Origin of the sequence: Halomonas sp. 141 (genome assembly GCF_002810305.1) — a bacterium.
Taxonomy (GTDB): Bacteria; Pseudomonadota; Gammaproteobacteria; order Pseudomonadales; family Halomonadaceae; genus Vreelandella; species Vreelandella stevensii.
This window is the reverse complement of sequence record NZ_PINZ01000057.1, coordinates 1-14,419: the sequence shown is the minus strand read 5'-3', so window position 1 is coordinate 14,419 and position 14,419 is coordinate 1. Positions and strand designations below refer to the sequence as shown.

14 protein-coding genes are annotated in these 14,419 nt (G+C 54.3%); 12 read left to right on the top strand and 2 right to left on the bottom strand.

Features of this window, described 5'->3' with window-relative positions:
- Nucleotides 1-123: 123 nt before the first annotated feature.
- Nucleotides 124-774 carry a GGDEF domain-containing protein gene (locus CWI66_RS16045; RefSeq protein ID WP_232710966.1) on the top strand — a complete coding sequence of 217 codons (651 nt, stop codon included), beginning with the start codon at nt 124-126 and terminating at the stop codon, nt 772-774.
- 286 nt (nt 775-1,060) lie between these two features.
- On the opposite strand, the gene CWI66_RS16035 is transcribed toward CWI66_RS16045, so the two are convergent.
- On the bottom strand, nt 1,061-1,591 hold the full coding sequence (locus tag CWI66_RS16035; RefSeq protein WP_016915284.1) for a winged helix DNA-binding protein: 531 nt from the start codon (nt 1,589-1,591) through the stop codon (nt 1,061-1,063).
- Between the two features lie 183 nt (nt 1,592-1,774).
- Between CWI66_RS16035 and CWI66_RS16030 the strand changes: the two genes are divergently transcribed.
- The 10 genes from CWI66_RS16030 (at nt 1,775) to CWI66_RS15985 (ending at nt 12,753) form a co-directional block, all read left to right on the top strand.
- Nucleotides 1,775-3,652, top strand: coding sequence for an ABC transporter ATP-binding protein (locus CWI66_RS16030; protein WP_050980307.1), 1,878 nt, complete (start codon nt 1,775-1,777; stop codon nt 3,650-3,652).
- A gap of 45 nt (nt 3,653-3,697) precedes the next feature.
- Entirely contained in the window at nt 3,698-5,218 is a 1,521-nt protein-coding gene (locus tag CWI66_RS16025) for an ABC transporter substrate-binding protein (protein WP_016915286.1), read from the top strand.
- A 55-nt stretch (nt 5,219-5,273) separates the two neighbouring features.
- Nucleotides 5,274-6,197 carry an ABC transporter permease gene (locus CWI66_RS16020; protein WP_016915287.1) on the top strand — a complete coding sequence of 308 codons (924 nt, stop codon included), beginning with the start codon at nt 5,274-5,276 and terminating at the stop codon, nt 6,195-6,197.
- 8 nt (nt 6,198-6,205) lie between these two features.
- Nucleotides 6,206-7,054, top strand: a complete 849-nt coding sequence (locus tag CWI66_RS16015) for an ABC transporter permease (protein WP_016915288.1) — start codon at nt 6,206-6,208, stop codon at nt 7,052-7,054.
- On the top strand, nt 7,051-8,817 hold the full coding sequence (locus CWI66_RS16010) for a hypothetical protein (RefSeq protein ID WP_016915289.1): 1,767 nt from the start codon (nt 7,051-7,053) through the stop codon (nt 8,815-8,817). The genes CWI66_RS16015 and CWI66_RS16010 overlap by 4 nt, the downstream gene beginning before the upstream one ends.
- Nucleotides 8,818-8,842: 25 nt before the next feature.
- Complete coding sequence (locus tag CWI66_RS16005; RefSeq protein ID WP_198517603.1) at nt 8,843-9,601, top strand: 5-oxoprolinase subunit PxpA; 759 nt, start codon at nt 8,843-8,845, stop codon at nt 9,599-9,601.
- A complete protein-coding gene (gene pxpB, locus CWI66_RS16000) occupies nt 9,598-10,302 on the top strand; it encodes a 5-oxoprolinase subunit PxpB (RefSeq protein ID WP_016915291.1) in 705 nt (234 codons plus the stop codon). The genes CWI66_RS16005 and pxpB overlap by 4 nt, the downstream gene beginning before the upstream one ends.
- On the top strand, nt 10,299-11,243 hold the full coding sequence (locus CWI66_RS15995) for a 5-oxoprolinase subunit C family protein (protein ID WP_100732236.1): 945 nt from the start codon (nt 10,299-10,301) through the stop codon (nt 11,241-11,243). The genes pxpB and CWI66_RS15995 overlap by 4 nt, the downstream gene beginning before the upstream one ends.
- Nucleotides 11,244-11,622: 379 nt before the next feature.
- Entirely contained in the window at nt 11,623-11,898 is a 276-nt protein-coding gene (locus tag CWI66_RS15990; RefSeq protein ID WP_198517602.1) for a DUF1153 domain-containing protein, read from the top strand.
- Nucleotides 11,899-11,955: 57 nt separating this feature from the next.
- On the top strand, nt 11,956-12,753 hold the full coding sequence (locus CWI66_RS15985) for an IS3 family transposase (RefSeq protein WP_016915293.1): 798 nt from the start codon (nt 11,956-11,958) through the stop codon (nt 12,751-12,753).
- Nucleotides 12,754-12,842: 89 nt separating this feature from the next.
- On the opposite strand, the gene CWI66_RS15980 is transcribed toward CWI66_RS15985, so the two are convergent.
- Nucleotides 12,843-14,033: an MFS transporter gene (locus CWI66_RS15980; RefSeq protein ID WP_100732235.1), complete on the bottom strand. Its 1,191-nt coding sequence runs from the start codon at nt 14,031-14,033 to the stop codon at nt 12,843-12,845.
- Nucleotides 14,034-14,230: 197 nt separating this feature from the next.
- On the opposite strand from CWI66_RS15980, the gene CWI66_RS15975 reads away from it, so the two are divergent.
- Nucleotides 14,231-14,419: DUF6444 domain-containing protein (locus tag CWI66_RS15975; protein ID WP_232710767.1), on the top strand; the 189-nt coding region annotated here is incomplete at its 3' end.

The following is a 14,419-nucleotide window of genomic DNA, read 5'->3' as shown; positions in this document are numbered from 1 at the left end:
AGAAAATCAAGCAGTTCAGGCGGCTGGCAACACGCTATGAGCGACTGGCGAGAAACTACCAGTCGCTACTCAACCTTGTATCCGCCGTCATATGGCTGGCCTAATTGTTAACGCTCCCTAGCCGTGGATAGTTTCTCGTTGATCGAGCAAGCTCAGCAGCGCTTGTTCGAGCACACGCTGATGCTCAGTACCCGTTTGGAAGCACAGCAAAAAAGCAGTGAAGCGCTACTCAACGATTACACTCAGCTCGAACAGCGCAGCCGCATCGATCCGCTGACTCAACTTGCCAACCGCGCCTGGCTGGAAGAACAACTGCGTGAGCGCTTCGCGCTATGCCGTGCCCAACAACGCACGCTCTCGGTCGTATTCATCGATCTGGATCACTTCAAGGTGCTGAATGACCGCTACGGTCACCAGGCAGGAGATCAGGTGCTTGCCCAGTTCGGCAGTACGCTGTCGGCCTTGACTCGGGCGGGTGACCTGGCGGGCCGCTATGGCGGTGAAGAGTTCCTGGTCCTCCTCCCCGACGAAACGGCCAGGACAGCCGAACACTTTGCCGAACGGATAGCTCAACGTTTGCAGGCGTCCCCCATGGTTCAGGTGGGCCATGAGTCTCTGTACATTTCTGTCTCGATCGGCATCGCGTGCCTCGACGATGGCGAGTTTGATAACGAACGAGAGATCATCAACGCCGCCGACCAGAGCATGTATGCCATCAAACGCGCTGGTCGGGGCGGTATTGCCGTCTACGGGCGTGATCTTCCCTCTCGTTAACGATTCATCGCCTGCGGCAGGTACAGCGCAATCTCAGGGAAGATATGCATCAAGGCGATTGCCAACAGCAGAATCAGTGAAAGGCACAGTATTTGTTCGACAGCACCAAGGAAGTGCCAGATTATGCTACTCGCTGGCTCTGGCACTGCAATCACAAACAACCCAACATGGGACTCGAAGGAGCCACACCTCAACAAAAGCTGCTCATGATGGCCTAAGTGCTACTTTTGAAGCTCTCTCAAAATGAGGGGATAATCGTGGCATTACATAACGACAGCAATAGCTTTTACAGCGAAGCAGCTGCCCTAGCGGCTTGGTCATACAAACCTGACATAGCTCGCAAAATGCTGGCTAAACGGCTGATTTCGCTGCGTTCAATACCCATTGAGTCAAGTGACTCAATGAGGCACGACTCCCGAATTTCGGCATAGCGATTACACGCATCATGCCCCTGCTCTGTAGTACTAAACAGCGTTTCTTTACCGTGTTTTTCACCTACTACCAATCCTAACTTTGAGAGCTTACGCAATGCATAGGCCACTGTATGCGTATCTTCAACGTTGAGAACCAGGCAGATATCTCCCTGCCGTTTTGCCCGTGCCCGATGATTGACACTATGAAGCACTAAAACATCAAGCGCCCCAAGCTCAGGATACCCCGTAGCCGTCATGCAGCGCACCATCCAGCGGTTGAACGCATTGCTGGAGATAATTAGTCCAAACTCGAACTCCGAAAGCTCTTGCGCTTTGTGGGACAGGTGTTCTGACGACACGATGGGATTTCTCTTGAGGGGCACAGTCTGTCTCTCTTCACTCATAGGCATGCTCTTTAGCATTTGATTTTGAAAATTTTTTCGTCCACAACGGAATTAAGGAGCCCTGTAATCGATTTATGGCATGGGGCTTGGCTAACGGCTAGCTCATGATACCTCAACCTGCCTGCCCACATTGAAATGGCGAATACCCAATTGACATGCAAACATCATACATATAATTTCCATATGAATTACACAAAAAATACAGGCAAAATTGTGCTATCAATACCACCTCTGCTGTCCGTGCAATCCCTTGATGTCACGTTCGGATCCCACAGGGTCGTCCAGGATCTCACGTTTGACCTTCACGCTGGTCAAACCTTGGCGATCGTCGGCGAGTCCGGGTCGGGCAAATCCATGGCCTCACTCGCCATAATGGGTCTAGTACAGTATCTCAACGCAACCATCGCCAAGGGACATATTTTTTATCGCAATACGAGCGATAAAGCGCCGCTGGATTTAACAACGCTTGCTGACAAGGAGATGCGCAAGATCCGTGGAAAAGAGATCTCAATGATCTTCCAGGAACCGATGACATCACTCAATCCGGTTTATACCATCGGCGACCAGATCACTGAAGTGCTCCTGCTTCACGGCGATTACAGCAAAGCGACAGCACGCGAAGAAGCTTTAAAGCTACTGCGCTTAGTCCGCTTGGCAGATGCCGAATCGCTTTTGAAACGCTACCCACACCAGCTTTCAGGCGGTATGCGCCAACGAGTAATGATCGCCATGGCGTTAGCTTGCAAACCCAAGGTTCTCGTGGCCGATGAGCCTACCACAGCGCTAGACGTTACCATTCAGGCGCAGATTCTCACCATCATTCGCGATCTCCAGAAAGAGCTCGGGATGGCCGTAATTTTCATCACCCATGACATGGGCGTTGTGGCGGAAGTAGCCGACCACGTAGTAGTGATGCGTAACGGCAAGAAGGTAGAAGAGGCGAATGTCTCCACATTGTTCACCTCGCCTCAGGCCCCCTACACCCAAGCACTACTAGCGGCAGTGCCCAAACTTGGCAGCATGCAGGGTGAAGCCCTTCCTCGGGCTGAGCCGCTTATGACCTTTGATGGCGAAAAGGTCGTTACCCAAGGTGTATCTACGCTCCAAGATACCGTGCGTGCGCAAGAAATACCGGTGGTCAGCGTGCGTAATCTGGTCACACGCTTTGATATCAACAAAGGTTTTTTTGGCGGGGTGAGCCATCGCGTCCACGCTGTTGAGCACGTCAGCTTCGACATCTTTCCTGGAGAGACACTGGCGCTAGTGGGCGAATCAGGCTCGGGCAAGTCCACCATAGGACGAACTATCCAGCAACTGCAGAAAAGTACCAGCGGCGATATCACCTTCTCCGGCAGGCCGGTCGTACAAATGTCACGCAGCGAAAAAATGAAGCTTCGCCAAGAAGTGCAGTACATTTTCCAGGATCCCTTCGCATCTCTCGACCCACGAAAGACCGCTGGTTTTTCCATTGCAGAACCCATCCACACTCACCACTTGATAGCTAACCAGCAACATATCAAGCAACGAGTCAGCGAGCTGCTTGAACGTGTAGGTTTGAAACCAGAACACGCCAACCGCTATCCACACGAATTTTCTGGCGGCCAGCGTCAGCGCATCTGTATCGCTCGAGCGTTAGCCTCCAAGCCCAAACTTATTATTGCCGACGAGGCACTGTCTGCACTAGACGTTTCCATCCAAGCGCAGATCATTCATTTGATGATGCAGCTTCAACGCGAGGAAGGCTTGGCATACCTGTTTATTAGCCACGACATGGCGATAGTGGAGAAGATGAGTCACCGTGTAGCGGTACTGCATCTTGGCCAAATTGTCGAAATAGGGCCACGTCAAAGAGTTTTCGACGCGCCTCAACACTCCTATACAAAGAAACTCCTCTCCGCAGTGCCCGTGGCCGATCCGCAACATCGGCGCGAGCACATGCTGTTAGACGGTGATATTCCGAGCCCAATCCGCAGAGTGGGCGATGAACCCACCATTTATCCTCTTGATGAAATAGCCACCGGTCATTTCGTTTCCCGCGACAGCACCTTGCCCCACTTGTAGCGCTTTGTTTCCAACCTGAACAAGAAACCATAGAGAAGACGATCAATGAAAAAGACAACTCTATTTCAAGCTTGCACCCTAGCTGCTGCTCTAGCCGCCTCTGGAGCGAGTCAAGCAGGTTCACTGACCATTGCCTCTCCTCAGGATCCAGGCAGCTGGGACCCAATCGATACCTTTCTGGTCAACTGGGCATCGGTGGCCACTAATATCTTCGACGGCCTAACCTATCGTGGCCCAGATCTTGAATTGGTACCTGGCCTTGCTACCAGCTGGGAAGAGTTGGATGAGGGCAAACGCATCCGCTTTTCGCTGCGTGAAGGCGTAATATTCCATAACGGCGAGCCCTTCAATGCCGACGCGGTAAAATTCACCTTTGACCGTCTACTGGGGGAAGAAGGCGCCCGTGGTCCTCAACGCTCCAACTACACGGCGATTTCTCATGTGGAAGTTATCGACGACTACACCGTTGATTTTTTCCTTTATAACCCAGACCCGGTCTTGATGACCAAATTGGCTGGATACGGCGCAATGATCGTGCCGCCAAGCTATATCGAAGAGCATGGTGACGATTACTTCAACATCCACCCTGTAGGCACAGGCCCTTTCAAAATGGTCGATTACACGCCACGCTCCAATGTGAGGCTAGAAGCCTTCGCCGATCACTGGGGTGGCGCACCGAAGCTCGATAGCGTCACTTACCGCTTCATTTCCGAACCTTCCACGGCCGTTGCCGAACTGCAATCCGGTCGAGTGGATATCGTCTTGCCACCAACCATTCCTATCGGCATGATCGACTCGATCAACGCTCACCCCAATACACAAGTGGTAAGTGTCGCCTCACCCACCGTTGAGGCACTACGCTTCAATACCCAGTCAGGCATCACCGCCGATGAGCGAGTCCGTCAGGCGATCATCATGGCAGTCGACCGTCACGCCATTGTGGACTCCATTTTGGCTGGAGAAGGCAGTGTGATTGCCAGTTTCCAAGGCGAACAATCCTTCGGCTTCGACCCGGAACTTGAGCCCTACCCCTTTGATCCGCAGCGCGCCCAAGAACTGCTCACAGAGGCCGGTATCGAGCCAGGCACGACCCTACAAATCGACGTGCGCGGCAACGACGCTACTTTTACCGAAGTGGCCCAGGTGGTTGCTGCCTATCTGCAGGGAGTGGGCCTCAACGCCTCTATTCAACCCTACGAAACCAACGTGTTGCTCAACGACATTATTCCAGCGGGGCGCACAGGTGAGATGTTCCAGCAAAAATGGGGAGGCTGGACTTTCGATTTCGACAACACCGCGTATCTGATGTACCACTCCGGCGAGCGCTGGAACCCCTACGATAGCGATACCACGCTCGACGAAATGCTCAACTCACAGCGCAGCATCACTGACCGCACCGAGCGAGAAACCTTATTGCAGTTCGTTGCTCGCTATACCAAGGAGCGAGCGCTTGAAATGCCACTTTATAGCTTGAACGCGCTTTATGGGGTAGGCAATCGAGTTGAGAACTTCGAACCCGCCCCAGACAACCGGGTTCGACTTACCGACGTCGACGTCGCCGAATAAGCCCAATCCGCCGCCGCCTTAAAGGCGGCGGCCTTCTGTTTCGAGGGTAAACCACGTGGCCAAGTTTCTTTTCTACCGATTGCTGCAAGCGCTATTCGTGCTTGTGGCGGTAACGCTGATCGTGTCGTTTGCGATTCGCCTGACCGGCGACCCCGCCATCATGCTTGCCCAAGGGGCGGGTAGTATCACCGAGGCGGATCTGGCGCGCATTCGCGAAGCACTCGGGCTCAACCAGCCGTTTTTGTTGCAATACATGGAGTTTCTGAAAGGTCTGTTCACCGGCGACTTAGGCCGCAGCTTCATGGGCGGCACGCAGGTGAGCGAACTAATCGGTCGAGCACTCCCAGCAACCCTAGCGCTGGCGTTTGCTTCGCTATTTGTCTCTATCGCGCTATCGATTCCGCTAGGTGTTAAGGCCGCCGTCTCCCGCGGCAAATGGCCCGACCAAGTCATCCGGGTTATTTCACTAGTTGGCCTCTCCTTTCCTAACTTCTGGCTGGCCATCATGCTGGTGCTGCTGTTATCAATCACTTTCAATCTACTGCCGCCCAGCGGCATGGAGGGATGGCAGAGCTTCATTATGCCTGCCGCCACCATGGGTATCATTCTGACTGCCACCAACGTACGTCTGGTCAGAACTACCATGCTGGAAACACTGCGCTCCCAGTACATCATGGTGGCACGCGCCAAAGGGCTTTCCAATTCGGTAGTACTCTACAAGCATGCGCTGCGTAACTGCTCAATCCCGCTAATCACCTACTTCGGCTTGCAGTTTGGAGGGCTCTTGGGCGGTATCGTCGTTGTCGAGAGAGTATTCAACTGGCCAGGGCTAGGTACACTGGCCTTCGACGCCGTTGCCGCCCGTGACTATCCAGTATTGCAGGGTGTAATCACAGTTCTGTCACTTCTGATCATCTCAATCAACCTGCTGGTCGATGTCGCTTATGGCTTCGTCGACCCTCGCGTGCGCAAGAGTTAGGTGGCCTTATGTCGTTAAATTCTCTGAGACTTCAGCGTTTCAAAAACTTCGAGTTTATTACGGGCGCCCTGCTAGTAGGAAGCATCGGTTTAGCGGTCCTGCTTTCAGGCTGGCTGTTTCCAGACGGTGGCAGCGGCATCAACCTCGCCATGCGCCTCACTCCACCTCTAACTGACGGCAGCTTTCCTCTAGGTACTGACCCGTTGGGTCGCGACGTACTGGCCCGAGTCATCATCGGTGGGGAAATCTCGCTCAAGGTAGGTTTCTATTCCGCACTAGGTGCGGTAGCACTGGGTATCGTCATGGGGCTTTTGTCAGGCTACTACGGCGGATTCATCGACATGATCGTCATGCGCTTTGCCGATGTGCAGCTCGCCCTGCCGTTCATTCTGCTGGCTATTACCTTTATTGCAGTCATCGGTGGCGGGCTGACCAACATGATCATTCTGCTGATCGTTTCGCAGTGGGTACAGTACGCTCGTTTGGTGAGAGGTTCGGTGCTGTCGCTCAAGGATCGCGAGTTCATTCTATCGGCCCAAGCCATAGGCGTACGCGACTGGCGCATCCTGTTCCAGCACCTACTGCCTAATCTACTGGGCCCGGTCATCGTACTAATGACATTGAACGTAGCCAACAACATCCTATTAGAGAGCAGTCTAACCTTCCTGGGTCTTGGCGTGGATCCAGTCATACCGAGTTGGGGTGGCATGCTGGCCGAAGGCCGCACCTATTTACAGACCGCTTGGTGGGTCAGTGTCTTTCCTGGCATTGCCATTCTGCTCACCGTGCTAGGACTCAACCTTTTGGGTGACTGGCTGCGCGACACTCTAGATCCCACAGGGCGGACCTCACAATGACTGTACTTCTGGACACTACCTTCGAGCGCAGCGTCGAAGCAATCGCATCTCAGTACCGAAAGACTCTATCACCGGGCGACAAGCTCTCCGCTTGGGTATTCGACGATCGTACCGCCCGCCATCGCGCCGAGCAGATGCTCAAGGATCAAGGGATTGAGGCACGCTTCTACAGCGCTTACAAACCCTTGGTGCATTATGTGATAGAGGAGCTAGACATACTGCCTCTTCGTGCGTTGCACATCCGTTACCCGGCACCCATCGAGGCTCCTAAGCGTTTCCTGTTGGAGGCTTACCCGTTAGCAGGCCTCCTCGGCGAAAGCGTCGCACTGAGCTGGGAGGCGGTCACTTGTCAAACTCAAACTATGCTATACCACTACGAGCTGGCGCTGACATATGCAAACGGCACCCAAGAGATGGTGCGTGTGGAAGCACCCAACCGTCATCATTTAGACCACGTAGGGGCTTGGCAACTCTCGCCCTGCGGTTGGGTCTACTGGCAAAGCACTAGCGGCTATAGCGGCAGCTCTCTCTACACCTGTGACTATGTCCAGCTCTTTGAAACGGCGATAGACGCGATTACCCAAGCCGAGTGGCCCGCCGAGCAGCCATTTTTCGAAGAGCTCAATATCAGCGTTACTCTACCATGCCAGGATACGCCGCTGGCCTTCGGACTCGAGCATATGAGCCTGGCCGAGGGACTGCACGAGGAGCTCTATTTCTCGCTATTGGAGGTCTACCAAAAACTTTCTGGCCTGCCACTGGGCGACCGCTCAATCCAGCCAGGTCAGATTGTGCCGGAAATCAAGACCCGCACCGAGGCACCGCCGTCGCTTACGATCACACTTCGTCCACTAAACACTGACGATGCTGCTGCTGAAGAAATCACTATGCTCGACAGCGCCGAGCACCCATTGAGTGCTGCCAAGATACACGCCGAACTCGACACCATTGAGGGAGAGGCACTTCATGCCAAAAGCCGGAGTGGGCGTAAATTATCTGCTCGCTATCACATAGGGCAAGAGCGGGCAGTGATTATCAGCGCCGCGCAGCACGCCAACGAACCTTCTGGTATCGTAGGCGCCTTGCGCGCAGGGCAAGATCTATCGAGGCAGGCAGGTTCGCATTTCGTGCTTTCACCGCTCGAAAACCCAGATGGCTACCATCTACAGCAGCGCCTGGTTGCCGAACAGCCAAATCACATGCACCATGCTGCGCGCTACACGGCTTTCGGCAACGACCTTCAGGCCCAGCCACTGGGGGGAGAATTCGAGCTGGCCATTCGCGAGCGCGCCAAGGCGGCAAGCGGAGCGCAGTTACACATCAACCTGCATGGTTACCCCGCCCATGAGTGGACCCGCCCGCTGACCGGTTACGTACCTCGCAACTTCGAGCTGTGGTCGATACCCAAGGGGTTTTTTCTCGTCCTCCGCTATCACCAACACTGGAAGGCACAGGCTGAAGCACTGCTCGAACATGTCACGGAACATCTAGCGAACGTGCCGGGGCTGGTGGCCTACAATCGACGTCAGATCAAAGCTTTCGAAGCTCACGCTGGCCGCTTGGAATTTACCATAAGAAACGATATTCCTTATCTACTCACTCGTGACGATACCCAGCTCACTCCACTCCAATTGATTACTGAATACCCAGACGAAACGATCTACGGCGATGATTTTGTCATGGCCCACCAAGTGCAGTATGAAACCATTATGAGCGCCTACCAGAAGTATCAGTTGATAAAGTTGCCCGCAACTTCGCAATAATCAGCGCTTTTCAGGAGAGTCAACTATGAGCACAATGCTCCCCCTTCTCAACTGCGACATGGGCGAAAGTTTCGGCAACTGGTCGATTGGCCTGGATGCGGAGGTCATGCCCTACGTCGACTGCGCCAACATTGCCTGCGGCTACCACGCCTCCGACCCCCATGTGATGCGCAAGACGGTGGCGCTGGCGGTCCAGCACGGCGTGAAGATCGGTGCGCACCCGGGCTATCCGGATCTCATGGGCTTTGGCCGCCGCTCCATGGCCTGCACAGCGGATGAAGTGGAAGACATGATGCTCTACCAGATTGGCGCGCTGGCGGGTATTTGCCAGGCAGAAGGCACCGCGCTGAGCTACGTCAAACCCCACGGGGCCATGTACAACGACATGGCCGCCAACCTGGCGCTGCTGGAAGGCGCCATGCGCGCCGTGAAAGCCTTCGATGCCCGCCTGCCGCTGATGGTGATGGCCACTGCCGACCCAGCGCCGCACCGTCAGCTAGCGGAAAAAATGGGCGTCACGCTGTGGTTCGAGTCCTTCGCTGACCGCGCGTATGAGGCCAACGGCCATCTGGCCTCTCGTCGCCTGGCGGGGGCCGTGCACCACGACCAGACCACCATCGTCGCCCAGGCGGTTGCCTTGGCCAAAGGGGAGGCCCTCACCGCCCGAGATGGCAGCGCCTTGCAGTTGCCCTGCGACACGCTCTGCGTGCATGGCGACAACCCCGAATCCGTGGCTGCCGTGCGCGCCATTCGCGAGGCCTTTACGGCGCTGGAGTCCGCGTGAAACTCCGCCTGGAAACCGCCGCCATGGACGCCTTGACGGTGCGCCTGTTCGACGCCATCGATGAACGCAATATGGCCTGGATCATGGCCGCCGACGAGGCGCTACGCCGCGCCTTTGATGATGCGCTGATCGACCTGATTCCCTCGTACACCACCCTGCTGGTGCACTACGATTGCCAGAAGCTCACCTTTAGCCAGGCCACGACGCTGGTGCGCAGCGCGCTGCACGATCTCACCCCTGCCGACACCCAGCAGGGGCAGCTGCACGAGATTCCCGTGTGGTACGACGAGAGCGTTGGCCCCGAATTGCCATCGGTAGCAACGCGCGCCGGGCTCAGCGTCGATGACTTGATCGAGCGCCACTGCAGCCACGATTACTGCGTGTTTGCGCTGGGCTTTGCCCCTGGCTACGGCTTCATGGGCCTGGTAGATGAGGCCATTGCCACGCCACGATTGAAAACGCCCCGCCGCCGCGTCGCGGCGGGCAGCGTCGGCATTGCCGACCGACAAACGGCCATCTACCCGCTGCTTTCCCCGGGCGGCTGGAACATTCTGGGTAGAACCGCCGTGCCGCTGTTCGAGCGCGCCAAGCGCGGCGAACCGCTGCTGCGCCCCGGCGATAAAGTGCGCTTCAAGGCGATCTCTAAAGCCGAGTTCGAAGCAGCCGGCGGCGACACCACCCCGCTGGAGGAGCGCCCATGAGCCAGCCCATGTTGACCGTCAAGCAAGCCGGGCCGCTGGCGCTGATTCAGGATGCAGGCCGCTTCGGCGTTGGCCACCTGGGCGTTACCCAGGGCGGTGCCGCCGACTGGATTGCCTTCCGCTGGGCCAACTGGCTGCTGGGCAACCCCCTGCATAGCGCCGCCCTGGAAATCGTCATGGGCGGCAACCTGACCCTGGTGGCCAACCAGGACGTACGCCTCGCTATGACCGGGGCCGACCTGGCCACCACACTGGACGGCCAGCCCCTTGCCCCCAACGCCAGCTTCCTGATGCAGGCGGGCCAAACGCTGGTTTTTCGTCAGCCAAAGCAAGGCCTGCGCGCATATCTCGCCTTTCCCGGCGGGCTCGATGCACCCGCCGTGCTGGGCAGCCGAGCATGCACCGCCCGAGAGCAGATCGGCGGGCTGCATGAAGATGGCCAGCCGCTCAAAGCGGGCGATACGCTGACCTGGAAAGGCATTTCGGCGTCGGTGCGCACGCTGCCCGCCCACGCGGAGCTGCCAACGGCTGCGATTTCTAGCACGCCGCAAACACTACGACTCGATATGGTGCTGGGCTCCCAGGCCGCCCACTTTGCCGGGCGCAGCCTGTTCGATGCCTTCAACCAGCCCTGGACGGTCGACCAGCGCGCCGACCGCATGGGCATTCGGCTCACCGGCAAAGCGCTGAACAGCCGCCTGGGCGGCATTGTCTCGGAAGGGATTCCTTTAGGTGCCGTGCAGATTCCTCCCGATGGTCAGCCGATCATCCTGATGAACGACCGCCAAACCATTGGGGGCTACCCGCGTTTGGGCGCCCTCACGCCTATGGCCTGCGCCCGGCTGGCACAGTGCCTGCCGGGTACAGAAGTGCGTTTGCAGCCGATCAGTGCGACGCAGGCGCAGGCGGCGTATCGCAAGCAGCTCCAAGGTTGGCTATAAAAATGAATGGATCTGCTGCGTTGCTCCCAAAGCGGCGCCATACTCTTTTCTAATTCTGAGTGTTATTGGTCTTGAGCTGCCGGGCATTGAGGTGGTCGGCAGCAAACGTAGTGCTACAGGCATCGCCAGCACCTCGACCCACACCGATACCAAAGAAGCTCATATCGCCTTGGCCAGCACTCAGCCCGACGCTGGTGCTGTATGCCTCATAGCTGGCGCGGTTGTCGATGTCACTTAAGGTCAGCGCGCCGCTTTCTAGCGCCTCAGTGGCGTTTTGCCCGGCGGTGGTGAAGTGGTTACCACCTCAATCATCTTGCCAGTTTTGAAGTGACCCCCTTCGTAGCTGCACAGGTTATAGTGCAGCCATCAGGAGGACGATATGAGTCACGAACCTACCGTTAAACGCTGGACCGCCAAGCGCAAGGCCTCCGTGGTCATGGACATTTTCAAAGGTAAAGCCACGGTTGCCGAAGTCGCTCGGGAGCACGACCTCACCGTTTCAGACGTCGAAGGCTGGATGGAGGAAGCGCAGCGCAGCGCAACATGGAAAACGGGTTCCGAGCCCGCCCCAGGGACATGCGCGAGCAGTACGAGTCCGAACTGCGGGAAACCAAAGAAGCCTTGGGTGAGGCCCATCTTCAGATTTATGCCTTAAAAAGTTCAAACGCCTGCTCGACGAGGACGAGAATTCGTAAGGTCGTTGCAGGCGGAAATGGCCCAGAAAGGCCACGTGGTCTCGCTCGTCAAGCTGTGTCAGTGGCTGGGGCTTCCTCGAAGGACGTTATATTACCAGCCCAGGACTCGTTGCCGTATCATCAATGCTGAGCTGGTTAGCCGGGTAAAACTGGCCCTGGAGCGCTTCCCAACTTACGGCTATCGTCGTCTGGCGTGTGTTCTGGGAGAGAATCGCAAGCCTATACAGCGCATCCTTCAGCTGAAGGGATGGCAGGTGCGCAAGCGGCCTCAAGGCTGTCGGCCTCGGGCCAGGAGCCTACCGTCCATCGCCTCAAGGCCGGATGAGCGTTGGGCGACCGACCTGACGTACGTGTGGTGTGGAAAGGATCGGCGAGCCAGTCTGGCGGTGGTCATCGACTGCTGTACACGTGAGATCCTTGGCTGGCGGTTATCGGATAACGGCAGTAGCAAGACGGCTGAGGCGGCGTTGGAAGAAGCGCTCATCTATCGCCTGGGAGCGCTGGGGAGAGTTCACTCACCTCTGGCACTGCGTTCCGACAACGGCCTCGTCTTCAGCAGTCGACACTATACGGCGACGGTGAAGGCCTACGGGCTCACCCAAGAGTTCACGACGCCCTATACCCCGGAGCAAAACGGACTGGTCGAGCGCTTCTTCCGGTCCTTGAAGGAAGAGTGCATCTGGCAGCACCGATTCGAATCGCTGGGCCAGGCGCGGGCAGTGATCAGTCGCTGGATCTGGTACTACAACGAAGAGCGGCCACATCAGTCCTTGGGCTATGTGGCACCCCGAGCACACCCGGCATTAGCCGCGTAGGGTGTGCAGAAACCAGGGGGTCATTACAATAGACACCAAGCACTAGACTGGTTAGCCACTCTAATACTGAATTTCAATTTAGTTGCATGTCAAAAATGAGACTTTCCCTTTTCTCGGCTTTTTAAATTTATAATGAGGGCAATAGTTAACAAAAAAATATAAATTAAGGAGATAGTGCTTGCAGCATTACGGTAACCAAAAATGTCAATTAAATGACCACCAGCTAGCAAACCAATTGCCAAACCAAGTTCTGCAAAACATCTAAATAGCGAGTAAAACTTAGCTTGATCTTTCTTTGATGATTCGCTATTAACAATAGATGCCGACCCTACATCAAAAAGAGGTATCCCAAAAGAAATAATCAATATTGATAAAAATGAAGACAGTAGTCCAGTTGATAGGGACAGCAGAAAAAAACCTAAAGAAAAAACAATAAAACCGAGAAGCACCGAGTTCATTTCATCCTTAATACCTTTCTTATAGATTAATATACTTGACATCATTGCCCCTAGAGACAGTAAGAACATTGCAAAGCTATAACCTCTCTCCCCTGACAACATAATTTCATCGTAATAAACAGGCAAAAACACCCATAAAGAAATTGAGTAAACAGGGTTTATAAAAACATATAAAAAAGCCAACCTAGCCAGTTTGGAGTTTCGGAAATACCTAAATAAAGAATTTTTAAGCGACTGTAAAATCAATTCTCTATTGTTATGATTTTTTTCTTTCGGAACAACTATTTCAATATAACAAGAAAAACAAATAAATACATGAAAGACCATGGTAAGAACAAATATCAAACTTTCCGAAAAATAAAAAAGCATTAAGTAAGCAACTAAGGGACCTGTCAGCCTTCCTGCTCTTTTTGAGATATCAATTAAAGTATTTGTCTTGACATACTCATAACCCATAGAGATTTCAGCAACAATTTTTCTCGTTGCAAGCATATCAAAAACTTTACAAGATGAATACAAAAACACCAAAAAACAAAACAAATAATAATCTAATATCCTAATGTAAAAAAACATTGGAATACCCACCAATATAATAGAACTTAACAAATTTGCAAAAAATATAGTCTTCCCAGGCGATAATTTATCAACCAAGAATCCAATCAATATAGAGCACAACCAATATGGCAACCTTGATACAAAAACAGCTATCCCAACTGAAGCTGCAGATTCTGTTAGCTGCCAGGCAAACCAAACAATTATCAATTCAGACAAATGGTCTGCCAAATAAAAAAAATATCTGCCAGACCAAAATGGTTTAATCATGAGTGTGCCGTTTTATTTGATGCAAATTATATTAAAAAATCACTATTAGATTTTAAATCAAATTCTACACAATTCTTTTTTATCATATTTTTAGTATAAATTTTGTAACTATTCAGGTGGCTGCGGATGGGGTATCGCCAACCAGCTGATTTTTCTGGCATAGTGCACAGCATCATTCGGCACACCTATGCGGCGATATGACCATCAGCGATATCAACGTCGACGAGGCCCTGGAGCGGGTCCGGCAGCAGCTCAAGGAAGACCAGACGGTCTCGCCGTCGCTGCGTGCCGCCATCGATGTGCTGATGCTGCTGGTCAAGCTCATGGCCGATCGCCTGGCCACCAGTAGCCGCAACAGCAGCAAGCCACCGTCCCAGGATCCCAAT

Excerpts from the sequence above, each read along its gene's own strand:
- CWI66_RS16030 (WP_050980307.1), top strand. The coding sequence starts at position 1,775 with ATGAATTACACAAAAAATACAGGCAAAATTGTGCTATCAATACCACCT.
- CWI66_RS15985 (WP_016915293.1), top strand. The coding sequence starts at position 11,956 with ATGGCCCAGAAAGGCCACGTGGTCTCGCTCGTCAAGCTGTGTCAGTGG.
- CWI66_RS15990 (WP_198517602.1), top strand. The coding sequence starts at position 11,623 with ATGAGTCACGAACCTACCGTTAAACGCTGGACCGCCAAGCGCAAGGCC.
- CWI66_RS15995 (WP_100732236.1), top strand. The coding sequence starts at position 10,299 with ATGAGCCAGCCCATGTTGACCGTCAAGCAAGCCGGGCCGCTGGCGCTG.
- CWI66_RS16035 (WP_016915284.1), bottom strand. The coding sequence starts at position 1,591 with ATGAGTGAAGAGAGACAGACTGTGCCCCTCAAGAGAAATCCCATCGTG.
- CWI66_RS16025 (WP_016915286.1), top strand. The coding sequence starts at position 3,698 with ATGAAAAAGACAACTCTATTTCAAGCTTGCACCCTAGCTGCTGCTCTA.
- CWI66_RS15980 (WP_100732235.1), bottom strand. The coding sequence starts at position 14,033 with ATGATTAAACCATTTTGGTCTGGCAGATATTTTTTTTATTTGGCAGAC.
- CWI66_RS16005 (WP_198517603.1), top strand. The coding sequence starts at position 8,843 with ATGAGCACAATGCTCCCCCTTCTCAACTGCGACATGGGCGAAAGTTTC.
- CWI66_RS16010 (WP_016915289.1), top strand. The coding sequence starts at position 7,051 with ATGACTGTACTTCTGGACACTACCTTCGAGCGCAGCGTCGAAGCAATC.
- CWI66_RS16015 (WP_016915288.1), top strand. The coding sequence starts at position 6,206 with ATGTCGTTAAATTCTCTGAGACTTCAGCGTTTCAAAAACTTCGAGTTT.